Origin of the sequence: Saccharopolyspora pogona (assembly GCF_014697215.1) — a bacterium.
GTDB lineage: Bacteria > Actinomycetota > Actinomycetes > Mycobacteriales > Pseudonocardiaceae > Saccharopolyspora > Saccharopolyspora hattusasensis.
The window spans coordinates 3,945,973-3,967,415 of record NZ_CP031142.1 but is presented as its reverse complement, the minus strand read 5'-3'; the positions used below and the strand labels follow the sequence as shown (position 1 = coordinate 3,967,415).

Below are 21,443 nucleotides of genomic sequence, written 5' to 3'. Positions count from 1 at the left end.
GGGGCACTTTGTTGACCAGGCGAAACAGCCGGGCATACGGAACCGGCTGGATTCGTGCGCTGCCTGGGGATCACGGTCACTTCGGTGGCATTCGTAGGGCGCCGTCGAGGCGGATTACCTCGCCGTTGATCATCTGGTTGTCGATGATGTGTGCGGCGAGCGAGGCGAACTCTTCCGGTGTGCCGAGCCGGGGCGGATGGGGTACGCGCTGTTCGAGGGTTTTCCGTGCTTTGTCGGGAAGGCCGAGCATGAGGGGTGTGGCGAAGATGCCCGGGGCGATGGTGTTCACGCGGATCCCGTGTTCGGCCAGGTCACGCGCGGCGCTGAGCGTCAGCGCGGCGATACCGCCTTTGCTGGCGGCATAAGCGGCTTGGCCGATCTGGCCGTCGTAGGCGGAGATCGAGGAGGTCATGATCACGGCGCCTCGGTCGCCGTCGACCGGTTCGTTCGCGGACATCCGCGCGGCGGCGAGTCTGAGCACGTTGACCGTGCCGACGAGGTTGATGTCCAGCACCTGTTTGAACTCGTCGAGCGAGAGCGGGCCGCCGCTTCCCAGGATCCGCCCCGGTGTCGCGATCCCGGCGCACGTGATGACCACTCGCAGCCCGCCGAATTCCTCAGCGGCATCGAGTGCACGTGACACTCCCGCTTCTTCTCGAACATCGGCGGGCACGAAAACCGCGCGTTCTCCGAGGGCGTCAGCTAGCGACTGACCTGAGGAGCAGGGCAGGTCGGCGATGACGACCGAAGCGCCTTCGCGGTACAGGCGCCGCACGGTCGCTTCGCCGAGACCAGAAGCACCTCCAGTCACCACAGCCGCCGTTGTCGGATCAATGCGCATGTTTCTCCTGGAATCCCGTGGGTTTCGGAAGCTGGCGAGTGCGTTCGTCAGTCAGCGTGAAGCTCGCGCAGTTTGAACCGCTGCACCTTCCCGCTGGGTGTCTTGGGGAGCGCGTCGACGAACCGGATCAGTCGGGGGTAGGCATGGGCCGAGTAACGCTCGCGCACGTGCGCCTGAAGCTCCCGAACGAGGTCGTCTCCGGGCTCGGCACCTTCGAGGAGAACGGCATAGGCCACCACGATTTCGCCGCGCACACCGTCCGGGTCCTTCTGCCCCACCACGGCGACGTCGGCGACAGCGGGGTGGGTGATCAGCACGCTCTCCACGTCGAACGGTCCAATCCGGTATCCGGCGGCCAGGATGACGTCGTCGTCCCGTGCGGTGAAGAAGAAGTAGCCGTCCTCATCGACACGTCCGGTGTCGCCGGTGAGGTACCAGGCGCCGTCCCCGGTGAAGCGCTCGTCGGTGCGCTCGGGCTCTCCCCGGTACCCGGTGAACCAGAACAGCGGACTCTTGGTCGACACCGCGATCCGTCCGTCGACGACGTCGGCGACGATGCCCGGCAGCTGCTGTCCCATCGACGCGTCCTTGAGCGGACGTGCCACGTTCTCGTGCGCGCAGTTGCCGATGACCATGCCCAGTTCGGTCTGCCCGTAGTGGTCGCGGATCTCGACGTCGAGGGTCTCGCGCGCCCACCGCACGATGTCAGGTGTCAGTGGCTCTCCCGCCGAACACGCACGCCGCAGCCGCACGCCCTCGACGAGGCCGCTGCGGCCGATGGCCCGGTACATGGTGGGTGCACCGGCGAAGTTGGTCACCGCCTGCCGTCGCAGGACCTCCGTGGTGAGCTCGGGGGTGAATCCGGCGTCCACCAGCAGGTTGCGCCGGGCCGCGGCCAGTGGTGTGACGATGCCGTAGTAGAGGCCGTAGGCCCACCCGGGGTCGGCCGCGTTCCAGTGCACGTCGTCCGCCGTGACGTCCATGGCGAAGTGCATGTACGACCGGAACCCGGCTATCGCCCGTACCGGCACCGGAACGCCCTTCGGCCGCCCCGTCGTGCCGCTGGTGTAGAGCTGCAGGAATGTGCCGTCGCCGCCAACCGTCTCCCGCCCGGTGTGGGGTTCACGGTCGGCAGCGGCCCGCTCCAACTGGTCGACGTCGAGTGCCGTGATCCCGGGAATCGGGTCGACCTTGGCACGCTGCGCGGGGTCGGTGATCACGAGCTCGGCGCCGGCCGCCTCGACGCGCAGCTGGACGGCTCCGGTGGCGAACGCGGTGAACAGCGGCACGTGGACCGCACCGAGGCGCCAGATCGCCACGAGCGTGACGATGAGTTCCGGTCGTTTTCCCATGAGCACCGGCACTCTGCTGCCGCGCCGCAATTCGTGGTCGGCGAGCACGGTGGCGAGTCGGCGGGAACGCTCGGCGAGCTCACCGAAGGTCAGGTCGTGCGTCCGCAGGTCGGCGTCGACGAAGGTGAAGGCGACCGCATTCGGGTCGTGCCGGTCGCACAGCAGCCACGCGACGTCGGCGTCCCGTGCGTCGTACTCGGCGAGCCAACCTTCGATGGTTGGACGGGTGTCGCTGGTCAACGCTGCCTCCCGCGGGCTGGTTCGGGATGGATTCGTCACGGCGCACGCTCCGGCGCCTGGCGGGACAGCGCCCGGATCGTGTCGACACCACCGGGGTCGATGATGTCGCCGTGGCGGGAGAGGTTGTTGGCGTGCCCGGCGATGTGCAGGGCGAACGCCGACTCCAGCGCCACGTCCTGGCCTTGGGCGGCGAGGCTGTTGTTGACGCTGGACTTCGCCAGCCGCAGCGCGTACTCGGGCATGCGTGCGATCCGCCGTGCGAGGTCGAGGGTGAAGTCCGCGAGGTCGTCGTCGGGGACCACGTGGTTGACCATGCCCAGCCGATGTGCGTCCGCAGCAGTCACAGGAGCGCCGGTGAACAGCATTTCCTTGGCCTTGCGCGCGCCCACCTCCCACACGTGGGTGAAGTACTCCGCACCGTTGAGCCCGAATGCCGCTACCGGATCGGAGAAGGTCGCCGATTCGCCGGCCACGATCAGGTCCATCGGCCACAACAGCATCAGCGCTCCGGCGATGCAACGCCCGTGGGCCTGGGCGATCGTGGGTTTGGGCAGATCGCGCCACCGGCGGCACATTCCCAGATAGGCCTCGCATTCGAACGCGTGCCTGCCCTCGACCCCGTCGGCGTCGAAAGCGCCCTCGAGGGTGGCCACGGACGGCCCGGGAATCCTCGAGTCGCGTTCGTCGAGATCATGTCCGGCGGAGAAGTCGGGGCCCGCACCAGCCAGGATGATCACCCGGACTGTGCGGTCCCGGACCGCGATCGCCAGCGCCTCGTCGAGGTCGTAGAGCATCTGGGGGTTCTGCGCGTTGCGACGCTCGGGCCGGTTCAGCACCACCCGCGCGATACCGGTCTCCGGGCTCTCGAGAAGCACGGACGAACTCATGCAACCCCCTCGTCCCCGTTGTGCCCCGCCGCCTCGAGGTACTGCTGCTTGAGACGGCGCTTGAACAGTTTTCCGGTGTCCTCGCGCGGCAGCTCGTCGGCGAGCACCACTTCCCGCGGCACCTTGTAGCGCGCCAGGCGGGAGCCGACGTGGGTCCGGATCTCGGCCGGGTGGAGGATCGCGCCGGGGATCGGCTGGATGTGGGCGGCGAGCACCTCTCCCAGGTCGGGGTCGGGGATGCCGAACACGGCCACATCGGCGACCCCCTCGAGGTCGAGCAGGCACGCCTCGACCTCGGCGGGGTAGATGTTCACGCCGCCCGAGACGACCATGTCGTTGAGCCGGTCGCTGAGGTAGAGATAGCCCTCGTCGTCGAGGTGGCCGATGTCGCCGAGGGTGAGGTAGCCGTCCCTTTCCATCCGACGGCGTTTGGGCTCGTCATCGATGTAGGTGAAGTCCGGCCAGCTCGTGAAGCAGCGCCCGTAGACGATGCCGTCCTCGCCCACCGGCTTGTCAGTTCCGTCCTCGCCGAGGATGCGCACATCGGCATCAAGGATCGGGCGCCCGACGGTGCCCGGACGGCTCAGGGCCTCCGCCGTGTCGCAGGCGGTGAAGGCACCCACCTCGGCGCCGCCGTAGTACTCGTGCACGATCGGACCCAACCAGCCGATCATGGCTTCCTTGACGTGCCGCGGGCACGGCGCGGCCGCGTGCACGATGGCCTTCAGCGAGGAGAGGTCGTAGGAACGCCGCACCTGCTCGGGCAGCTGCAGCAGCCGGTTGAACATCGTAGGAACCATCTGCACGCTGTTGACGCGGTGCTCCTGCACCAGCCGCAGGAACTCCTCGGCGTCGAAGCGAGGCATGATGTGCAAGTTCATGCCCAGCGCGACGGCGAAGGTGGCGTGCACGTTCGGAGCGGAGTGGTAGAGCGGCGCCGGGATGAGGGTCGTCTCGGCTGGAGCCAGGTGCCACAGCTTCGCGATGTTGGCCAGCAACGTCGGGCGGTCGGCCACCGCGACCGGGTCGCGGAGCACTCCCTTGGCCCGCCCGGTGGTGCCGGACGTGTAGATCACGCTCATCGGGGCGGCAGGTGAGGGTTCGGTGCGGGGTTCGTGGTCGTCGATGCGCTGCGACAGCGTCGGCCACCTTCCGGTGGACGGCTGTTCGGCCAGCCCGTAGGCGCACCGCACCCCGGGCGGTATCTCCGCCTCGATGATCGGCAGCCCGGGTGCGCTGGACTCCACGGCCGGCAGCAGGTCGGTGTGGACCACCGCGAGCCGGGAGCGGCTGTCGGCCAGCGCGTGTGCGAGGTCGTCCCCCGTCCAGTGCCAGTTGATCGGAACCGGGGCAGCCCCGACGAGCCCGACCGCGAGCGTCACCTCCACGAACGCGATGTCATTGCGCATGACAACGGCGACGCGGTCGCCCGGACCGATCCCGTCGGCGTTGAGGGCCGATGCCAGCCGCGCAGCACGGGTGCGCAGCGTCTCCAGCGACTGAGAAGTTCCGCCTGAGTGGATTCGCGGTTCGCTCATGCCAGGTCCCTTCTCAGTGGAAGTCGGCCGGAACCGGAGTGAAGGACACCCGGCGCGTCCACTCCTGGATCGCCCGGCCAAGAACCTCGTCGTAACTCATGCCCTCGATGGGAGCCGCCTTCTCCACCTCGGCGAGCACCGCCGGCGGAACATCCGGGATGGACACGCCCGCGTGCTCGGCCCACTTCTGCGTCGAGTTGCGGAACTGGCGGGTGGTCACCGGCGAACCGATCACGTTGGCAGGGTCGGCCATCGCCCGTTCCGAGGTGACGAACACGACGCCTTCCTCGGTGAGCCGACCGAGGATCCGCTCGATGGTCGCACCGGCGACCGTCGTGCCGTGGATCAGCATGATGTGCGCCGGTGACCGGCCGAGCGCGGCAGTAGCCGCGGCTGCTTGGTTTTCCATCTGCTCGATCGCGGTGTCGACCAAGGTGTCCTCGATCCAGCGCTGCGCCGCCCGGTCCGTGAGCCGCAGGGCGCGGTCATAGGCGACCATGAACTGGGCGTCGTAGAACCAGAGCGTGACCGGGGAGGACAGGAACCCGTTTTGGCTCAGGTGAGTCTGGACCTGGCTCGTCTTGGTCGCGCTGTCGCCCTCCATGGCGAAGGCGTAGCGGAAGTAGCGCGACGGCGATGCCTCTATCCACCTGCTCAACAGCCGCTCGCTGGTCTCGATGTCGCGGAGGTAGGTGTCGACGTCCAGCCAGTTGAGGCTGATGTGCTGGTGCGTGTGGTTGCCGACGTAGTGCCCGGCGGCGCACCAGTCATCGAGGATGTCGAGCACGCGCGGATCTTCCTCCGTCGGCGCAGTGCTGTTGAAGGCGTAAACGCCGGGAACCCCATAGGCTTCAAAAGCCTTCATCATCTTCTGCGACACGGTGTGCGGACCATGCCCTTCGGGAAACGGGATCCCGGTCCACTGGAATTGGTCGTCCACGGTGACCGCGACTTCGAGGCCTGAAAGCAGACCGCCAGAAGATTTCGACATCGGACTCTCCTTTGGGTTCGAGCGAAACTCGTGCCATCGTTGCGACAGACTCAAGCAGTGCCAATGCCCATTGCTGATACACCGTTGTGTGGCGGGATCACATACGGAACGACCGGGGTGGACGGCTCTCCCGGTGTCCTCCATAGTGTCGAAATGCTGGATGCGAAGGTGGGCGGCAACCCGCTACGGTTGGAGCCGTTCGTGAACTGGCTCGACCAGCACGGACGCCTGAAATTCTCCGGGCTCGCCGATCAGCTCCACGCCGAGATTCCCGAGCTCGGAGCGGCCGATCCGGACACGCTGGAGGCGTTGCGCGCGGCCATCGTCTCGCACCTGCCGGGCATGCGCGCCACCCTCATGGGTTCGAACCCGGACCCGCATCTTCCGAAACCGGCGCAGGATTTCGCGTACCTGATGGCTCGCTCGAACATTCCCCTGTCGGCCGTCCTTCGTTCCTACGAGCTGGGCCACGCCGCCATTTGGAACGAATTCACCAGCCATCTTCGCAAACAGCAGTCGTGGACCGTTGCGCGTCGCGCCGAGGCGCTCGAGTCGGGTTCCATCCGCATGTTCGAGTACATGCAGTCCATGACCGGCGAGACGATCACCACCTACAACCGGGCTCGCGACAGCCTCATGCGGGCCACGAATTCGCGGCGCAACGAGATCGTCCGCGCCGTGCTGTCGGGCAACGGGGGCGTGCGCGAGCTGAGAGAGCTCTTCGGTTATCACATCGATGAGGTGCACATCGGGTACGTGGCCTGGAGCGTCGACCCCATGAAACACGAGGAGGTATCCGAACTCGCACGACGGGAGCTCCTCGGGTTCGCTCGGCAACACGTCTCCGTGACGACCGATTCCTCGGTCATCCACGGCTGGTTCACCCCGTGCAAGAACTCGACCTTCGACGACCTGGCCGCGGTTTCGCTGCCCAGGACCATCCGGCTGACTCTCGGAACCCCGCGCCGCGGAATCCGCGGGTTCCACCACACCCACCGGGAAGCCCTGTCGTGCGTCGACCTGACAGCGCTCCACACTCCCGCACCGACCCGGTTCCCCGACGTCGCGGTCACCGTGCTCGCCACGCAGGACCAGGAGATGGCCGCGCGGTTCGTCGATGACCAGCTCGGGGCACTGCGCAGCCACGAAGACGGCGAACGTCTGATCAAGACGCTGCGGCACTACATGGACGCACACGCGAGCCCGACCCGGTGCGGTCAGCGCCTCGGCATCCATCCCAACACCGTGACCCAACGCGTTCAGCGCGCGGAGACGATCCTCGGCCGCCACCTCGACCCCGCCAGTCTGGCGCTACGCCTGGCCCTGGACCTCGAGCGCACGATGGAGTTGGAGTAAACGACGGCCCTTGCGCTACGCGGTCGACAGCACCCGTGGCAGACCCTATGAGACTCCACCCGCGAGCGCCGTGGAGTCGGTGACGTCCTTCCCTTTCCGGCTCAATCTGATGGTTGCGTGATGAAAGCCGTGCCTCTAATGTTCCTTTTATGACGCAAGTTGGAGCTCGGCGGTGGCTGCCTCGGCGGTGGCAGGTGTTGATCGTGACCTCGGTCGCGGCGTTCATGGCCACGCTGGACGTGACGATCGTCAACATCGCTTTCCCCGGCATCGAGCGGTCTTTCTCGCATGACTCGCTGGGCGATCTGTCGTGGGTTCTCAACGCGTACAACATCGTGTTCGCCGCCGCGCTGGTGCCTGCCGGGCGACTTGCCGACCGGCTGGGCCGCAAGCGCCTGTTCCTGGTGGGCGTCGTGCTGTTCGTGACCGCGTCGGTCGTGTGCGGGCTGGCCGGCAGCTTGGGAGTGCTGGTCGCCGCGCGGGTGGTACAGGCGATGGCCGGTGCGGTGCTGCTGCCGACGTCGCTGAGCCTGGCGTTGCCGGAGTTCCCGGTGACACAGCGGGCGACGGCGACGTCGTTGTGGACGGCCACCGGTGCGGTCGCGGCGGCCACCGGCCCGTCCCTCGGCGGATTCCTGACCAGTTGGCTGGGCTGGCCTGCCGTGTTCTTCGTGAACCTGGTGATCGGCCTGCCGATGCGGATTCCCGCCCGTCGGCTGCTCCGCGAAAGCCGCGACCAACAGGGGCGGCTGCCCGACTTCCTCGGCGCCGCAATGGTCGCGGGGGCGGTGGCCGCGGTCGCGTTGGCGATGGTCAAGGGTCAGGCCTGGGGGTGGGGGTCGACCGCGGTGCTCGCGACGGTGGGCGCGGCCGTGGTGCTGTTCGTCGCGTTCGTGCTGCGCTCGGTGCGGCATCCGGTCCCGGTGGTGGACTTCGCGCTGTTCCGGATCCGTTCGTTCACCGTCGCCGGCATCGGCAACGTTCCTGTTCGCGATCGGGTTCTTCAGTCTGCTGCTGGGCAACGTGCTGTTCCTGACGGGCGTGTGGCACCTGTCCGTAGTGCTGGCCGGGGCCGCCGCGACGCCGGGGCCGATCGCGGCCGCGCTGTGCGCCCCGGTCGCGGGCCGGCTGGCCGATCGCTTCGGCCAGCGCGCCATCGCCATCCCGGGCACCGTGCTGTTCACCCTCGGCGCACTGACCCTGGCGGTGACGACCACCGCCGCTCGGAACTACGTCGGCGTGTTCCTACCGGCCGCGCTGCTCACCGGGATCGGGGTCGGCTTCACGCTGCCCGCGTTCGGCAGTGCCGGTGTCGCGCAGCTACCCCCGGCTCGATTCGCCACCGGCATCGGCGTCACGTCCGGACTGCGGCAGATCGGCGCGGTCATCGGCATCGCCGGCCTCATCGCCGTCCTGAGTGGACACCGCGGCGGCGCGGCCATCGACTCCTTCCATCGGGCGTGGCTGCTCATCGCCGGGGTCGCCCTGCTCGCCCTGCTGGCCGGGATCGCGCTCGGTCGCATCCGCCCCGGCCCCCGGCCCGGCGCGACGGCCGCCCCGGCCAGACCAGTCCACCCCGCTCACGACTGACACCCGTCCGTCCCCGTCGGCTCAGGGAGCTTTGTGATGACGACTGACACTGACGCCCACCTGCCAAACCCGCTGTCCGGCCCGGAGGCGCCACGGCAGCGCATCTCGCGGCAGTCGACCGCCGAAGCCATGATGATCGCGGCACGCTGGCCGGAGGCGTCGCCGCGGCTCGTGTTGTCCCTGACCGCGCAACTGGTGGGAGGCCGCCGCTACGCGGAGGCGTACCGCATGTTCGACGAACTGGCCACCGAACAACCGGACCGGCCGCTCTTCCTCGCGGTGGCCGCGTCGTTCCAGGCCAGGTTGCCCGGCCAGCTCGACGAGGCGGTGGGCAAGCTGGACGCGGCGGTCGCCGCGGAGCCCGGCTTGCCGCACTATTTCCGCGGCGTGACGCTGGCGGAACTGCCGTTGGAGGCCGGCCGAACCAGGATGCCGTCGCCGATCTGGAGTTCGTCCTCGCCCTGCGCGACCGATTCCCGCTGGGTCTGCGACGGGCGGTGTTCCGCGCACTCGCCCGCGCGTATGACCAGCTCGGCCGAACCGAGGATGCCGCGGCGGCGCGGCGGAAGGCCGGACTCGACACCCAGCCCGGCCTCCCGCCGTTGATCACCGACTTCTGGGTCACCGATCAGGACGGAGCACACTTCGCGCCGCCCGGACTGCACGAGCTGGCAGCGGGCATCTTCGCCGCACAGGGCCTCGGGTTCGGCGACATCGGATTCATCGTGACCGACACCTCGCTGGTCGTGATCGACGCCGGGAGCACGAACGAGCAGGCCCGCGCGGCGCTGCGGAAGATGCGGGAGATCTCCGCGCTGCCGGTCAGCCACGTGATCCTCACCCACGGGCACTTCGACCACTTCGGGGGACTCGACGCACTGCGCGAGCCCGGCACCGAGGTGATCGCCCAGACCGGATTCACCACCGAGGTCGAGGCGCAGAACCAGGCGTTCATCCCGTGGCGCAGGTTCCTGCCCGCCGGCGCCGATCACCGACACCACGTCGTGCCCGACCGGCTGATCAGCGAACCGGAGACCATGACCGTCGGCGGCGTCGAGCTACGCCTGCTGCCGGCGCACGGCGGGGAAACGGACGACGCGCTGCTCATCCACCTGCCCGGGCGTGACATCGTGTTCGTCGGCGACATCGTGATGCCGTATCTGGGCGCGCCGTTCATCGCCGAGGGATCGGCCGAAGGCCTGCTCGACACGCTGAAGTTGATCGAAGACCTCGACCCCGCCCTGCTCGTTCACGGACACCCACCGCTGACCGCGAACTTCACCGTCGCCGCACTGGCGGGCCTCCGCCCGGCGCTGGAGGACCTGTACCAGGTGATCCGTGGCGACATCGCCGCCGGTCGCACGGTGTTCGACATGCTCGGCCGCAACCACCTGCCCGACGTCCTGCGCACGTGTCCGGACGCGGTACTGCCCTACCTATTGATGCGGGACAACATCATCCGGCGAGTCCAGCGCCAGCACACCAGCTACTGGCAGCCCGACGTGGACAGCGTCGACCCCGTTTCCCCGACGGAGTGGGCCGCCGTACTGGAACTGCTCACCAAGGGGAAGCTCGACGTCTACACGGACACGATCCAAGACCTGCTCGACCGGGACGATCTGCCCCTGGCCCTGAAGCTGGCCGACGCCGCGCTCACCAACCACCCCGGCAGCCCCGCGATCGGTGAACTCCGGCAACAGACGTTGCTCCGGCTGGTCGAACGTCACCAGCTGCAAGGCCCCTTCAAATTCGTCGTCTACTCCGAACTGGCAGGTCTCACGGTCCCGGCGATCACGGATTGATCCAGCCCCGAAACCACCGCACGAACCCGAAAACGAGCGGAAGGCAGTTCGATGATCCACCTGCCCGGTTACCTGTGGGTGATCACGATCGTCGGGGTCGTCGGCATCCCGGCCATGACCTGCGTGACCCTGTACCGAGGAGCCGATGCCGCCGGTGCCGGTATGCGGAAAGCCGCACTGCTGGCCGTCAGCGCCGGGGTGCTGCTCGGTGCCTGGGTGATCACCAGCGCCGTGATCGCCGCCCACGGCTGGTACCACACCCAGCTCGGGACACAGCCACCGTGGCTGCTGATCGCCGCCGTCGGCACCCTGATCGCGCTACTGACCGCGGCCCGGATTCCCCTCGTGGCACGGTCGTTGTCCGGCCCCGGCGCGGTGACTCGGATGGCCTGGCCGCACGTGTTCCGGGTCGCGGGCGCCGCCTTCCTCATCACGATGGCCCTGGGGCACCTGCCCGCCCTGTTCGCCGTGCCGGCTGGACTCGGCGACATCGCCGCCGGAATCGCCGAACCCTTCGTCGCCCGCCGCCTCGCCCGCGGACGGGGGCACCGCGCGGCCCTGTGGTTCAACCTGTTCGGCATCCTCGACCTGGTGGTGGCCAACGTACTGGGCGGTCTGACGGGATACCGGATCGTCGACGTCACGCCGGTCAACGACACGATCAGCGTCCTGCCGCTGGTGCTCATCCCGACCACGGCGGTACCGGTGCTGATCGCGCTGCACGTGCTGTCGATCCGCCGCCTCCGCGGCACAATTCGGGAACGGGTAACGGAAACCGCGCCGCCCGACCCCGAGCGCCGGCGGGTGGTCCGCGCGACGAGTCGATGACCGCAGCCACCACCCACGGTGATCGAGGTTGTCCCGCGGCCGACTGCTCGATTTTATGACGCAAGCCAGCTATCGTCGACGTTGTGTTGCACCGGACATACCCGACTCAGAACTGTTCGATCGCGCGAGCCCTGGAAGTGGTCGGCGAGCGTTGGACCCTGCTGATCGTGCGGGACGCGTTCCTCGGCCGACGGCGGTTCGACGATTTCCAGGCAAGTCTGGGCATCGCGACCAACGTGCTGAGCAGCAGGCTCCGGGCGCTGTGTGACGAAGGAATACTTGAACGCCAGCCGGATGTGGAACGGCCCGGCCGATCGGAATACGCACTCACCGGCAAGGGACGTGAACTCGCGCCGACTCTCATCACGCTGATGAAATGGGGCGACCGGCACTACGCGGCTCCGGCCGGTCCACCCCGGCTGACCCTGCATTCCCAGTGCGGCGGCCCGGTCTCGCTCGCCCTGGTGTGCACCTCATGTGGCGAACCGGTCGGCGTCGACGGTCTGGACCTGCCATCGTCCGCTGCCGGCTGAGCCCGGGAGCAACGCGGCGGCCGCCGGCAGGTGGGGAATCCAGCTGATGGCGTGGAACGCCCGGAGCGCGTCGGAAAGACGGCCCTGCTGGACGCGGGGGAGGTGCGCTCGACCAGCATCGTGACAGCGACCTGTGGACTGCTGTCGACTGTCAGACGAGCGGTTCGGAGTAGTGGTCGAACGGCATCCGCATCGCATTTCCGTTCGCCATCATCCGAAACGCGATCGGCATCATCGCGTCCCTGACGAATCGGCCGACCGGCCGGGGGATCTTGTTGTTGTTCATCCGGGATGCCGCCTTGACGAATGCGCTCGACGCGCCCTCGCCGCTGCGCCTCGTACTGGGCGAACGCCGTCCGGGTGGAGTCGTTGCGGCGAATCGCCCAGGCCAGCGCGACGGCGTCCTCGACGCTCAGCGAGGCGCCCTGGCCGGACGTCGGCGACGGGGGACTGTAATTTTAACGGTGTAACTCCTGAGATGTAGGAGGCACCAGTGACTGAGGTGAAGACCGAGCAGGCCAGGCGAGGCCGCCGCGGCAGACCTGGCGGTGATGGATGAGCAGATCCAGCAGCTGGCCGATCGGGCCCGTGCCGAAGGGCTGCGGCTGACTGGTGAGGGCGGCCTGCTGGGCCGGCTGACCAAGCTGGTCACCGAGGCCGCGCTAGCCGGCGAGATGGATGATCATCTCGGCTACGGCAAGCACGACCCGGTCGGCTGTTTGCACTGGTCACCGGGAAGGTACGCCCATCCCCGGCTCATCCACAGGTTTCAACTATTGCTCTCAGGGTTGTGATGATGCCGGAGTGCGGGATCGCATCTGTCGCCAGTCAGCTCGATCCCACGACCATCGTCGGTCTCAACCTGACGCAAAGCTGCCTGCCGCCGCAGTGGGATCACCGTCGGTGGCTGCACCGTCGGTCAGGTTGATGACGATCGGCGGGAAGCTGTCGCGACCATCGGTGTCTTGCCGTTGTTCAGCGGATCGATCCACATCGGGAGGTTCGTCGGTACGCGAGCGATACCGCCTGGTCGATGAGAAGCAACAGGGAGGCCTTGCGGGTACGGTTGATCTCAGCTGAGTAATTGTCTTCCTTCCGAGTTCGGCCTGCTCGTGCCGGTGTACCGCTGTTTCAGTAGCGATCAGCTTGTGCGCAGCTCTTCGACAAGTCCGGGCAGGTCGTCGAAGCAGCGCCAGATCGGTATCCGGACGACCTTGCCGTTGGTGGCTTCGTCCATGAGTTCTTGGGCGGTGCAGAGCTGGCGGAGATTTCTCCCCAACGTGCCGGTGGAATCGGTGCCGGTTCCGCTTCGGTCAATGAGCACCGCGACTGGCCCGTTGGCTGAGCGGATCACCAGGTCGGCGCGGTGGCCGCCGACGTCGGCACCTGTCTCGACCGGTACGCCCGCCACGATGAGGCGTTGGTACAGCTTGGCGAGCGGATCGTCCATGTCGGGATCGGAGGCGTCTTGGATCTCGGCGTTCTCTGCTTGGGCGAGCAGACTCCGCAGCAAGCCACTGGTTTTCCGCCACAGGTTCGCATCGCCTACCACGATCAGCCGGGATATCGCGCGGGTGAAAGCCACGTTCCAGAGATTCTGGTGGCTCGCGAGCCGTTTGACGGACTTCGGCACGGCGCCCTGCGAGAGGGTAGGGGAAAGCAAGATCACGTCACGCTCCCGGCCTTGGAAGGTGTGGACCGTGCCTACTTGCACCTCAGGGACACCGCGAAGGAGGTCGCGGATCCTCGCCCGCTGTGCTGCATACGGGCTGACAACACCGATGGATTTGGTTGCGTTCCCGGCGCGGATCTCGTTCACGACGACCAACACCCGCGCAGCCTCGTCGTCAGGAGTCCTTTCGCAGTTGCTGCTGAGGTGATCCCACCGCACAGGCTTGTCGTCGCCTGTCATGAGATTCGCCGGATTCGTGAGCACCCGGAGCCTGTTCCCGTAGACCCGTTCGTTCACCGTCCGCCGTGGCCGGGATCCTTGCCGAGGTCAAGCGCGCAGGGAAGCTGAGCGGGATCTTCTCCCTGACAGGAGACGACCTGCCGCACTGGCGCGAACTTGGGGCGACGTTCTTTCTCCTGAGCGGCGACGTCTCCTTCCTCGGGGAGCACGCAGAGGCATAGCCCGTCACGTGGGAGATGATCGAGCTCGGTCGTCAGTTCAGCGCGGTCAGCCACGCGGCCGGGTCACCAGGCACGAGTCCGGTTCAGGTCCGGTGTGGTCAGGGCGAGTGCACATCCGTCCCTGAGGATTCGAGAGGTCCCCGGTATTCAGCCAGGCTTGCCAGGACCTTCCTGAGCATGGTGGGCAAGCTGGTCCGGTCGGCGATGAGCCAGCCGTTGGCCTCGGACAGGGCCATGAGCTCGCCGTCGGGTTCGAAGGCCACGCTGAGGGCGGACCGACGAAACACTTCGGCGTCGTTTATGGAGTTGCCGAGGGCGAACACACACTTGGGCGCGACGCCAGTACTGCACGTCAGCTCGGCGAGGACGGCAGATTTTCCACCGCGTACCCCAGGGGCGCTGGCGAGCTCACCGGTGTAGCGGCCCGCGTGAGTACTGGCGATCGCCCCACGGGCGTAGGGGATGCGCAGGTCCCGTGCCGCCGCCTGGATGACCTCATCTGGGCTGCCTGAAATCAGCATGCTGGGGATCCCCAATTCCGCTAGGTCCTCAACAAGCCGACGGCTGAAGGAAAACAACTGCCTGCTCACCCTGGCCCAGCATTCCCAGGCGACCTCCTGGACCTGGTGTTGTGCCTGCCCTTTCAGGCACGCGGCATAACGCTCGTACACGATCGCGGTGGCCGAGGCTAGATCGAGTTCCCCGTCCTCGTAGCGCCGCGTCGCGAGCTTGATTTCCTTGATGTGTTGAGGATCGGACAGGTCTCGCGCCGCTAGAGCGGCGACGAACTCCATGCCGAGGACCCCGGGAAACAACGTCCCGTCCATATCGAGAACCGCAAACTGTCCCGCGCGGGGGGAATCGTTGCCAACACGCCTACCGTGCATCCGATGGGCCAACCATGGTGAGGGCGCTCGGATTCATTGCGCCGCCTGCTGCGGCAGGTCGCTCAGCATCGTGTCCAGGCCCTTCCGCTGCCACGATTCGATCATTTCTCGGATCCAGGTTGTGAGGCGGTGCGACAACTCCGCGCCGCCGCTGGACCCGAGCTCCTGGTTCAGGTGCCATTCGGCTCGCTGGAGATGTTCGGAGGCGATGCGCAGTGTGGCCTTTAGACTCGGCTCCCAGTCGTCCTGCCCCCACGCCTGCAGCGTCTGCACGGTTAGCGGGTCACCCGGCTTGTGGTCCGCGGTCGCCGACTCAACGAGGAAGGTGACGGGCAGGGTGTAGTTGCCCAACTCGATGTCGCGGTCGGCCGTCTTCGACCTCTCCTGCTCGGATTCTCCACGCCAGGCTTGGATGTCCTCGACGTCGTCGGAGAGCTGGAAGCCAACGCCGAACTCGCGGATGGCATTACGCAGGTGGGTGAGATCCACCGGCCATAGCGGACTGGACATGCACCCCACGACAAGCCCGAGCTCCAACATTCCGGAGGTCTTGCCGATGTTGATGGCCTCGTGGATCGCCCTGTCCTTGATCGTGCCGCGCTGGTGCAACTCTCGTAGTTGCGCCACGTTGACTCTGTGGAAGGTCTCGATGAACGTGCTCGCTAGCTCGGCGCAGTCGGCCTGGACAATCGCCAGTGCCCTTGCGGAGACGATGTTGCCGATGAGCAACGCCTGCTCGATGCCCACCGACTTCCAGAGCGTGGGCACGCCACGGCGAACGGTCCCCTTGTCCAGGATGTCGTCGTGGATCAGCGTCGAGGTGTGCAGCAGTTCAAGCGCGAGACAACGCCGAATCAGGCGTTCCGAGATTTCCCCAGCCGCGACCGCAGCCAGACGAGACCGCACAAGCCTGCCCGTAGCCAGCTCGCCCGCGTGGTCGGTAAAACCGTACGGAAGCAGAACGCGGCGATACTCCTCTTCGAGCTCGACAGTCAGCCGCGCCCCAAACTCGACAAGATCAGGAGTAGTCAGAACGGGCCTCACGCTGTTTCTCCTATGACTCGCTTGGACACGCTCGGCAACGAGCATGGGGGCTGACCGGCACGCCGGTCGATCGACTGAGTGTCGTGGAGGAAAGATCATATCTATCTCGACCACGAAGCCCTCACCGCAGTCGATCACCAGCGCTAAGCCCCATCACCTCACCACGCACGCCGCAGCAGGCGCCGGGGCCGGTACCTGCTGCGGCGTGCGTGGTGAGCCGACTCGGCATTCCGCTGTCTGACGACACCCATCACTCGGATCGGATCGGTGACCGTCCGTCACATGTTGTTCGGCCAAACCATGGTGGTCACCCTGTGCCCAGTCAGCCTGGAATTCTTCGAGGAGCGCGTCGCGTTCCTGCCGGCTCCAGTCGATCCAGTGGTCCATCAGCTCAGCGTTCAAACAGACCTCACCGCTGCGCACGAACCACCCGTCCGGCTGGACCTCGACATCGACCACCAGCAAGGGAGCCACCCTCCACGACGCGCACATAGGTGATGTCCGCCACCCACAACTCGTTCACACGCGTGGCCGTGAAGTCACGTTTGACCAGGTCACCTGGCCTGCCGGTCTCCGCTGCCGGCCGTGTTGTGCGTGAGGACTTGTCGCGTAGCAGACCACGCAGCCCGATCTCGCGCATGAGCCGCTCGACCGTGCACCGGGCCACGTCGGTGCCCTGCCGGTTGAGCTCGGCCCAGACCTTGCGCGCCCCGTAGACGCCGTAGTTGTCCTCGTGCACCCGCTCGATCTTCTCGGCCAGCTCCCGGTCTCGTGCCGCACGGGCCGACTCCGGGCGGGACTTGGCCGCGTAGTACGTCGACGGTGCGCTCTCGGCGGGCGTCTGCTCGAGCGCCTCCAGGACCAGCTGGACACCGTGCTCTTCCCGCTGGGACTCGACGAACTCGACCTTCATCGCGACGGACGGTCCAGCTCCGCCGCAAAGAAACTTGCCGCTGACCGCAAGATCTGGTTCGCCCGCCGCAGCTCACGGTTCTCCCGCTCCAGCTTCGCGATCCGCTCCGCGTCACCGCTCGTGGTGCCCGGCCGGTCCCCGGCGTCGATCTCCGCGCGCTTGACCCAGGTCCGCAGCGCCTCCGGGTGGATCCCGAGCTGCTCGGCGATCCGCCTGATCGCCCCAGTCGCGACCGCCGGGTCCCGGCGCGCCTCCACGGCCATCCGGGTCGCCCGCTCACGCAGCTCATCGGGGTACTTCTTCGGTGCGGCCATTACTCCTCATCCGTCCAGGCTTGATGGTCTCCATCAAACCCGGTACGGAACACATCCCCGAGTCCCCGGAGTTCGAGGAGGCGAAGAAGAACGACACGGTCTCGCACAACCCGATCGCCGGTATGCAGCAGCGAGTCGCGATCGCTCGAGCGCTCGTCACCGATCCCGAGGTGCTCGTGATGGACGAACCCTTCGCATCGGTCGATGCGCAAACGCGCCTCGAGCTAGAGGCGAAGCGATCCTGGCCGCCGATGAACACGACCGAGACGAGCTCGGCGAGCTCTAAGCCCCGCGACCAGCGCGGCATCACGCCGCAGTGCTGCCCGGTTTGCTGCCATTCGCGTCAGCATCGACGTGCCCGAGGACGACCTCGACAACGACGAGGAGCCCACCGGGCGGTTCTGGGTTCCCGTTGCGAAAGCCAACAAGCATCGCGACACGCTGCGTGTGTGGGACGGCGACGAGGAAATCCCGTTGAACCTGGTCGGCAAGTGATCACCCCGGTGGACACGCGGGCTTGTGCCCGTTGGGTTCCGGGCTGGTGCGCGGCGCCGGGGTGTGCGTGGGCAGGACCCTCACGGGCGGCAACCTACGACCAGCACCACAACAGCCAGGCTCGCCGGGGGCCAAGCAGTAAAGTCATCACAGCACCGGACAGCCGCATAATCGCAGGTCAGGCGTTAAAACGTTGTCTGCTGCGCGAAAGCTACCGGGACGCCGGCTCGCACGGGCCGGGAGAACGCGGAGCGCCGCACCACGTGGTGGGTGGGGCGGCGCGGTGTCAGATCTCGAAGCCGGCCCAGTTCACGCGCCACTGGTACTTCTGCGCGTGAGCCGGGCCGAACCGCGGCGAACACCTGCGCCGTCACAGCGGCGACTAGGTGGAAGTCGGCATGTCCATGCTTGTCCACGATGAGCAGGAATCGGGTCGAATCGTCGGATGACAGTTCCCAAAAAGTCCATTGTGGACGAACTGATCGTGTCCACAACCATCACCACGATGTCGGCATCCCGTCGATCGATGCTGGTCTCCACCAGGCACCGGTCACTCCGCAGGTAGTGTTGCAGGCCGGCGTGAGTCATGGCGTCCGCGCTAACTATCGCAACGTGGATCTTTGTCATCGTTGCAGTCTCCATCGTGGTACCTCCTGCGTCAGCGCCCTTCCACAACGCAGGCGCTGAGCATCAATCCTTGACCTTCGTCGCTACCGGGAGCGCTGACGGAGAGGGTGGATCCAGTTCGAGGTTTGCGGGACCGGTTGTTGAGGTGGTGGCGATACAGCATTCAGCTGCCTAGCGCGCTGATGCCGATGACCGGGCATGCCCGGTCATCGGCTCGAGGTCAGATCGTCGGGTCCGCCGGGACATCACCCTCGACGCTTGCGCGTGGCGGACCCGCGGTGCCGTTACGCAGGCGGCGCCGGAGAACCAGGACCCACCACACGAGTCCGATTCCGAGCACGACCGCGGCGGTGACCGCGTTCTGGCGGTTCGCCTCGGGCAGGGTGAGAGCAGCGATGACGGCGGCGCACCACAGGAGTCCGAGTGTCACCACGGGGTTGAGCCACCGGCCTAGGTCGAACACGCCCGGCAGGGCGGCGGGGATGTGGCCGCGGCGGGCGGCGATCGCGGTGGCGAGCATGGTGAGGCCGTAAACGAGATAGTAGGTCAGGCCGACCATGGCGTAGATCTGGCCGACGATCCCGCCGTTGAGCAGGTTGAGGCCGATCGCCACCACGGTCACGAACACGATCGCGCGAATCGGCGCACGGCTGCGCGTGCCGACCTTCTGCAAGCCGCGCGAGCCGGGGAGCATATTGTCGCGCGAGAGGGCGAAGGTCATACGGGTTGCCACTGCCATATTCGCGATCAGGCAGGCGAAGATCGACGCGAAGGCCACGACGATCATGAGTGCGCGGGCGAGCGGACCGAGGTGCGTGCCAAGCAGCTTCAGCACCGGGTTTTCCGCGCTGGCGAAGAACGTTGCCGGGTCGCTTGGCAGCGCCATGGCGAGCAGGGCGAAGATGAGAAATCCGATGATCCCCGACACGATCACCGCGCGGAACATCGCGCGCGGCGCCGCCTTGCGCGGGTTGATTGTCTCCTCGGCAAGATCGGCCGCGCCTTCCCAGCCGAGTAGGACGTACACAGGTAGCAGCGCGGCGAGTGAAAACCCTGTGAGCGAAACGGTTTCCCCGCTCAGCGCGTGGGTGTCGGTGAGGATCCGGGGGCCCTCGGTGTGGCCGAAGAACACCAGCAGTCCCGCGATCAGCACAACGCCGAGTACCACGGTGCCGATCAGTTCGATCGACGCGCCGATGTTGTTGATCCGCGTGGCCACCTTGACGCCGACGATGTTGAGGATCGCGACCACGATGGTGCACCCGATGGACAGAACCTGTACTTGCTGCGGAGTCGGGTCCGCCCAGATCTCCGGCGCGAATACGGTGCCGATGGCCGCGGCTGTGCCCGCCGTGCCTGCGAGGAACGAGATGAGCGCGATCCAACCGGTGAACCAGCCGAAGTTCGGCCCGACTAGCCGGCTTGACCACTGGTAGGCGTAGCCGGTGATGGGCATTCGGCTGGCGAGGTGGGCATACACGGCGACGAGCGTGAGCACGAGCAGCAGCACCGGCAGCCAGAGGAACACCGCCGAGCCACCGAGGTACTTGTAGGGGTCGGTGAAGAGCGTGACGATCCCGGTGTTGATCGACACCATCGAGAAGGCCAGCGCGAACGCCGTGAAGGGGCTCATCGTCCGGCGTAGCCGCTGGCGGTAGCCCAGGGCGGCGAGGTCGTCGGCGTCCGACAGCGGGCGCGTGGTGATCGGCTTGTTCATCTTGCCCCCATCCCGGCCTCGACCTCGGTGAGCGTTTCGTCGAGCACGTCCAGGGCCCGCGAGAGCAGCGCCCGGGGGATGTCGAGCGGCGGCTTGATCTTAATCAGGCTGCCGAGGTTGGCATAGCGGCTTTCGCCGAAAATCACGCCCTTTTCCTGTGCTCGCAGGAAGACCTCGTGGGCTTCGGTGACCGCGGGCTCTTTCGTGACGCGGTCGCGGACCAGCTCGATGGACACCATGAGGCCAGGGGAACGGACCTCGCCGATCAGCGGGTGGCGGGTCTGCATCTCGCGCAGCCGTTCGGTCGCGTACCGGCCGTGCGCGGCGGCGACGGCGGACAGGTCGTCGTCGAGGATCGCCTGGACGGCGGCGAGTCCGGCGGCCACCGAGACCGGGAACTGACCGAAGGTCAGTTGGTCGTCGCCGGCGTGGAACTTCGCGTACTCCTGCTTGGTGAGCACACCCGCGAGCGGGAAGCCGCCGCCGACGCCCTTGCCGAACACCAGGACGTCGGGGTCAATCCCGTAATACTCGCTAGCCCACATTCGGCCGGTGCGCCCGAAGCCGGTCTGCACCTCATCGATGATCAACATGATGTCCAGTTCGTCACACAGTTTGCGGATTCCCTGGTGCCAGCGCGCCGAGAACTCGTTGTGGCCGCCGTTTCCCTGGATGGGTTCGTAGATTAGCGCGGCGACCGGCCCCTCAGTGCCCTTGGTGAGGATATCGCGGACGACCGCGAGCGTGACCTCAGTGTCTTCCTCGGGCGTGAGCGCGAGCCGCGGACGGTAGAGGTCGGGACGCGGCAGACGCAGGAAGCGGGGCTGCAGGCGGCCGAACCCGTTGTCCGGATGCGGCCAGCTCGCCGCCATTGTGGTGATCGAGCGGCCGTGGTAGCCGTCGTGCAGCACGGCGACGTGTTCGGCTCCTGGGCGGTTGCGCATCGCGAGCTTGAGCGCCATTTCGACGGCCATCGAGCCGTGCAGCGTGAAGCCGACGCGGTTGAGCCCTTCAGGGGCGATGGACACCAGGAGGGCCGCTAGTTCTAGCAGGGCTGGGGTGTGGAACGTCGGTCGCGCGTGGGCGATCGCGCGGGTTTGTTCGATGGCCGCCTCGATCACGCGCGAGTCGCCCGCGCCGAGGTTGTTGGACCAGGCTTGCGCGGTGCAGTCGATGTACTCGCGGCCGTGCTCGTCCCACACGAGCGAGCCAAGTGCCCGCACCAGGGTGAGCTTGTCCGGGTCGCCGCCAGCCGGCTCGTGGAGCAGGGCTTCGCGCCCGAGGGCGTGGCGGCCAGTCAGCGGGGTCACGCTACTCGTCACGGCATTCCTCCTGGATAGGTGCGTGCTGCGCGC

At 67.1% G+C, this 21,443-nt stretch carries 23 protein-coding genes and 3 pseudogenes; 12 read left to right on the top strand and 14 right to left on the bottom strand.

Translation table 11 applies throughout. The features are described 5' to 3' along the window. Nucleotides 1-76: 76 nt before the first annotated feature. The 5 genes from DL519_RS17815 to DL519_RS17795 are packed head-to-tail and all read right to left on the bottom strand — an operon-like array spanning nucleotide 77 to nucleotide 5,849. Nucleotides 77-841: an SDR family NAD(P)-dependent oxidoreductase gene (locus tag DL519_RS17815; RefSeq protein ID WP_132493052.1), complete on the bottom strand. Its 765-nt coding sequence runs from the start codon at nucleotides 839-841 to the stop codon at nucleotides 77-79. Between the two features lie 47 nt (nucleotides 842-888). Further along, the gene (locus DL519_RS17810) at nucleotides 889-2,433 is read right to left on the bottom strand and encodes an AMP-binding protein (RefSeq protein ID WP_190816451.1); all 1,545 of its coding nucleotides are present in this window, start codon (nucleotides 2,431-2,433) and stop codon (nucleotides 889-891) included. A gap of 35 nt (nucleotides 2,434-2,468) precedes the next feature. Then, nucleotides 2,469-3,320, bottom strand: coding sequence for an enoyl-CoA hydratase (locus DL519_RS17805; RefSeq protein WP_190816449.1), 852 nt, complete (start codon nucleotides 3,318-3,320; stop codon nucleotides 2,469-2,471). Beyond that, nucleotides 3,317-4,858, bottom strand: coding sequence for an AMP-binding protein (locus DL519_RS17800; RefSeq protein ID WP_190816447.1), 1,542 nt, complete (start codon nucleotides 4,856-4,858; stop codon nucleotides 3,317-3,319). The genes DL519_RS17805 and DL519_RS17800 overlap by 4 nt, the downstream gene beginning before the upstream one ends. Nucleotides 4,859-4,871: 13 nt before the next feature. Further along, nucleotides 4,872-5,849, bottom strand: a complete 978-nt coding sequence (locus DL519_RS17795) for a polysaccharide deacetylase family protein (RefSeq protein WP_190816444.1) — start codon at nucleotides 5,847-5,849, stop codon at nucleotides 4,872-4,874. Nucleotides 5,850-5,912: 63 nt separating this feature from the next. Here DL519_RS17795 and DL519_RS17790 point away from each other — a divergent pair, with 63 nt between their 5' ends. Together DL519_RS17790 and DL519_RS50115 are read left to right on the top strand one after the other, a co-directional pair. After that, nucleotides 5,913-7,205: a PucR family transcriptional regulator gene (locus tag DL519_RS17790; RefSeq protein ID WP_190816442.1), complete on the top strand. Its 1,293-nt coding sequence runs from the start codon at nucleotides 5,913-5,915 to the stop codon at nucleotides 7,203-7,205. A 149-nt stretch (nucleotides 7,206-7,354) separates the two neighbouring features. Then, nucleotides 7,355-7,933: pseudogene (locus tag DL519_RS50115) on the top strand (MFS transporter); the annotation flags it as partial. Nucleotides 7,934-8,025: 92 nt separating this feature from the next. Here the strand turns inward: DL519_RS50115 and DL519_RS17785 are convergent. Further along, nucleotides 8,026-8,178 carry a hypothetical protein gene (locus DL519_RS17785; protein WP_190824625.1) on the bottom strand — a complete coding sequence of 51 codons (153 nt, stop codon included), beginning with the start codon at nucleotides 8,176-8,178 and terminating at the stop codon, nucleotides 8,026-8,028. 50 nt (nucleotides 8,179-8,228) lie between these two features. Between DL519_RS17785 and DL519_RS17780 the strand changes: the two genes are divergently transcribed. The 5 genes from DL519_RS17780 (at nucleotide 8,229) to DL519_RS17760 (ending at nucleotide 11,958) form a co-directional block, all read left to right on the top strand. Further along, nucleotides 8,229-8,795: an MFS transporter gene (locus DL519_RS17780; RefSeq protein ID WP_397544952.1), complete on the top strand. Its 567-nt coding sequence runs from the start codon at nucleotides 8,229-8,231 to the stop codon at nucleotides 8,793-8,795. 36 nt (nucleotides 8,796-8,831) lie between these two features. Beyond that, entirely contained in the window at nucleotides 8,832-9,401 is a 570-nt protein-coding gene (locus DL519_RS17775; protein ID WP_190816440.1) for a hypothetical protein, read from the top strand. After that, nucleotides 9,293-10,597 (top strand): MBL fold metallo-hydrolase, encoded by a 1,305-nt coding sequence (locus tag DL519_RS17770; protein WP_190816437.1) that lies wholly within the window; start codon nucleotides 9,293-9,295, stop codon nucleotides 10,595-10,597. Before DL519_RS17775 ends, DL519_RS17770 begins: the two co-directional genes overlap by 109 nt. Nucleotides 10,598-10,648: 51 nt before the next feature. Further along, entirely contained in the window at nucleotides 10,649-11,425 is a 777-nt protein-coding gene (locus DL519_RS17765; protein ID WP_190816435.1) for a hypothetical protein, read from the top strand. 137 nt (nucleotides 11,426-11,562) lie between these two features. After that, the gene (locus DL519_RS17760; RefSeq protein WP_223839170.1) at nucleotides 11,563-11,958 is read left to right on the top strand and encodes a winged helix-turn-helix transcriptional regulator; all 396 of its coding nucleotides are present in this window, start codon (nucleotides 11,563-11,565) and stop codon (nucleotides 11,956-11,958) included. A 151-nt stretch (nucleotides 11,959-12,109) separates the two neighbouring features. Here the strand turns inward: DL519_RS17760 and DL519_RS48755 are convergent, their stop codons facing one another. Continuing rightward, nucleotides 12,110-12,244, bottom strand: a complete 135-nt coding sequence (locus DL519_RS48755; protein WP_263399664.1) for a hypothetical protein — start codon at nucleotides 12,242-12,244, stop codon at nucleotides 12,110-12,112. A gap of 20 nt (nucleotides 12,245-12,264) precedes the next feature. On the opposite strand from DL519_RS48755, the gene DL519_RS17755 reads away from it, so the two are divergent. Together DL519_RS17755 and DL519_RS17750 are read left to right on the top strand one after the other, a co-directional pair. After that, nucleotides 12,265-12,414, top strand: a complete 150-nt coding sequence (locus DL519_RS17755) for a hypothetical protein (protein WP_190816431.1) — start codon at nucleotides 12,265-12,267, stop codon at nucleotides 12,412-12,414. Between the two features lie 95 nt (nucleotides 12,415-12,509). Beyond that, nucleotides 12,510-12,674: pseudogene (locus DL519_RS17750) on the top strand (IS256 family transposase); the annotation flags it as partial. A 425-nt stretch (nucleotides 12,675-13,099) separates the two neighbouring features. Here the strand turns inward: DL519_RS17750 and DL519_RS17745 are convergent. Beyond that, a complete protein-coding gene (locus DL519_RS17745) occupies nucleotides 13,100-13,870 on the bottom strand; it encodes a C-terminal helicase domain-containing protein (protein WP_223840310.1) in 771 nt (256 codons plus the stop codon). 65 nt (nucleotides 13,871-13,935) lie between these two features. Here DL519_RS17745 and DL519_RS17740 point away from each other — a divergent pair, with 65 nt between their 5' ends. Next, the gene (locus tag DL519_RS17740) at nucleotides 13,936-14,091 is read left to right on the top strand and encodes a hypothetical protein (RefSeq protein WP_190816425.1); all 156 of its coding nucleotides are present in this window, start codon (nucleotides 13,936-13,938) and stop codon (nucleotides 14,089-14,091) included. A 98-nt stretch (nucleotides 14,092-14,189) separates the two neighbouring features. On the opposite strand, the gene DL519_RS17735 is transcribed toward DL519_RS17740, so the two are convergent. The 4 genes from DL519_RS17735 to DL519_RS17720 all read right to left on the bottom strand — a co-directional run bounded on the left by DL519_RS17735 (nucleotide 14,190) and on the right by DL519_RS17720 (nucleotide 17,249). After that, complete coding sequence (locus tag DL519_RS17735) at nucleotides 14,190-14,918, bottom strand: HAD family hydrolase (protein WP_190816423.1); 729 nt, start codon at nucleotides 14,916-14,918, stop codon at nucleotides 14,190-14,192. Between the two features lie 93 nt (nucleotides 14,919-15,011). Continuing rightward, the gene (locus DL519_RS17730) at nucleotides 15,012-16,022 is read right to left on the bottom strand and encodes a polyprenyl synthetase family protein (protein ID WP_190816421.1); all 1,011 of its coding nucleotides are present in this window, start codon (nucleotides 16,020-16,022) and stop codon (nucleotides 15,012-15,014) included. 409 nt (nucleotides 16,023-16,431) lie between these two features. Next, entirely contained in the window at nucleotides 16,432-16,935 is a 504-nt protein-coding gene (locus tag DL519_RS17725) for an IS3 family transposase (RefSeq protein WP_190816419.1), read from the bottom strand. Continuing rightward, nucleotides 16,932-17,249 carry a transposase gene (locus tag DL519_RS17720; RefSeq protein ID WP_190816417.1) on the bottom strand — a complete coding sequence of 106 codons (318 nt, stop codon included), beginning with the start codon at nucleotides 17,247-17,249 and terminating at the stop codon, nucleotides 16,932-16,934. Before DL519_RS17720 ends, DL519_RS17725 begins: the two co-directional genes overlap by 4 nt. 119 nt (nucleotides 17,250-17,368) lie before the next feature. On the opposite strand from DL519_RS17720, the pseudogene DL519_RS17715 reads away from it, so the two are divergent. After that, a pseudogene (locus tag DL519_RS17715) lies at nucleotides 17,369-17,479 on the top strand (ATP-binding cassette domain-containing protein); the annotation flags it as partial. A gap of 124 nt (nucleotides 17,480-17,603) precedes the next feature. Next, nucleotides 17,604-17,744, top strand: a complete 141-nt coding sequence (locus tag DL519_RS17710; RefSeq protein ID WP_190817647.1) for a hypothetical protein — start codon at nucleotides 17,604-17,606, stop codon at nucleotides 17,742-17,744. An 847-nt stretch (nucleotides 17,745-18,591) separates the two neighbouring features. On the opposite strand, the gene DL519_RS17705 is transcribed toward DL519_RS17710, so the two are convergent. Next, nucleotides 18,592-20,004, bottom strand: coding sequence for an APC family permease (locus DL519_RS17705; RefSeq protein WP_223840309.1), 1,413 nt, complete (start codon nucleotides 20,002-20,004; stop codon nucleotides 18,592-18,594). A gap of 80 nt (nucleotides 20,005-20,084) precedes the next feature. After that, a complete protein-coding gene (locus tag DL519_RS17700) occupies nucleotides 20,085-21,410 on the bottom strand; it encodes an aspartate aminotransferase family protein (RefSeq protein ID WP_223839169.1) in 1,326 nt (441 codons plus the stop codon). Between the last annotated feature and the right edge of the window lie 33 nt (nucleotides 21,411-21,443).

Bases quoted from the DNA above. Each gene is read 5' to 3' on its own strand.
- DL519_RS17815 (WP_132493052.1), bottom strand. From the start codon at position 841: ATGCGCATTGATCCGACAACGGCGGCTGTGGTGACTGGAGGTGCTTCT.
- DL519_RS17805 (WP_190816449.1), bottom strand. From the start codon at position 3,320: ATGAGTTCGTCCGTGCTTCTCGAGAGCCCGGAGACCGGTATCGCGCGG.
- DL519_RS17800 (WP_190816447.1), bottom strand. From the start codon at position 4,858: ATGAGCGAACCGCGAATCCACTCAGGCGGAACTTCTCAGTCGCTGGAG.
- DL519_RS17795 (WP_190816444.1), bottom strand. From the start codon at position 5,849: ATGTCGAAATCTTCTGGCGGTCTGCTTTCAGGCCTCGAAGTCGCGGTC.
- DL519_RS17790 (WP_190816442.1), top strand. From the start codon at position 5,913: ATGCCCATTGCTGATACACCGTTGTGTGGCGGGATCACATACGGAACG.
- DL519_RS17785 (WP_190824625.1), bottom strand. From the start codon at position 8,178: ATGCCGGCGACGGTGAACGAACGGATCCGGAACAGCGCGAAGTCCACC.
- DL519_RS17775 (WP_190816440.1), top strand. From the start codon at position 8,832: ATGACGACTGACACTGACGCCCACCTGCCAAACCCGCTGTCCGGCCCG.
- DL519_RS17765 (WP_190816435.1), top strand. From the start codon at position 10,649: ATGATCCACCTGCCCGGTTACCTGTGGGTGATCACGATCGTCGGGGTC.
- DL519_RS48755 (WP_263399664.1), bottom strand. From the start codon at position 12,244: ATGAACAACAACAAGATCCCCCGGCCGGTCGGCCGATTCGTCAGGGAC.
- DL519_RS17755 (WP_190816431.1), top strand. From the start codon at position 12,265: ATGCGCTCGACGCGCCCTCGCCGCTGCGCCTCGTACTGGGCGAACGCC.
- DL519_RS17745 (WP_223840310.1), bottom strand. From the start codon at position 13,870: ATGACAGGCGACGACAAGCCTGTGCGGTGGGATCACCTCAGCAGCAAC.
- DL519_RS17735 (WP_190816423.1), bottom strand. From the start codon at position 14,918: ATGGACGGGACGTTGTTTCCCGGGGTCCTCGGCATGGAGTTCGTCGCC.
- DL519_RS17725 (WP_190816419.1), bottom strand. From the start codon at position 16,935: ATGAAGGTCGAGTTCGTCGAGTCCCAGCGGGAAGAGCACGGTGTCCAG.
- DL519_RS17720 (WP_190816417.1), bottom strand. From the start codon at position 17,249: ATGGCCGCACCGAAGAAGTACCCCGATGAGCTGCGTGAGCGGGCGACC.
- DL519_RS17705 (WP_223840309.1), bottom strand. From the start codon at position 20,004: ATGAGCCCCTTCACGGCGTTCGCGCTGGCCTTCTCGATGGTGTCGATC.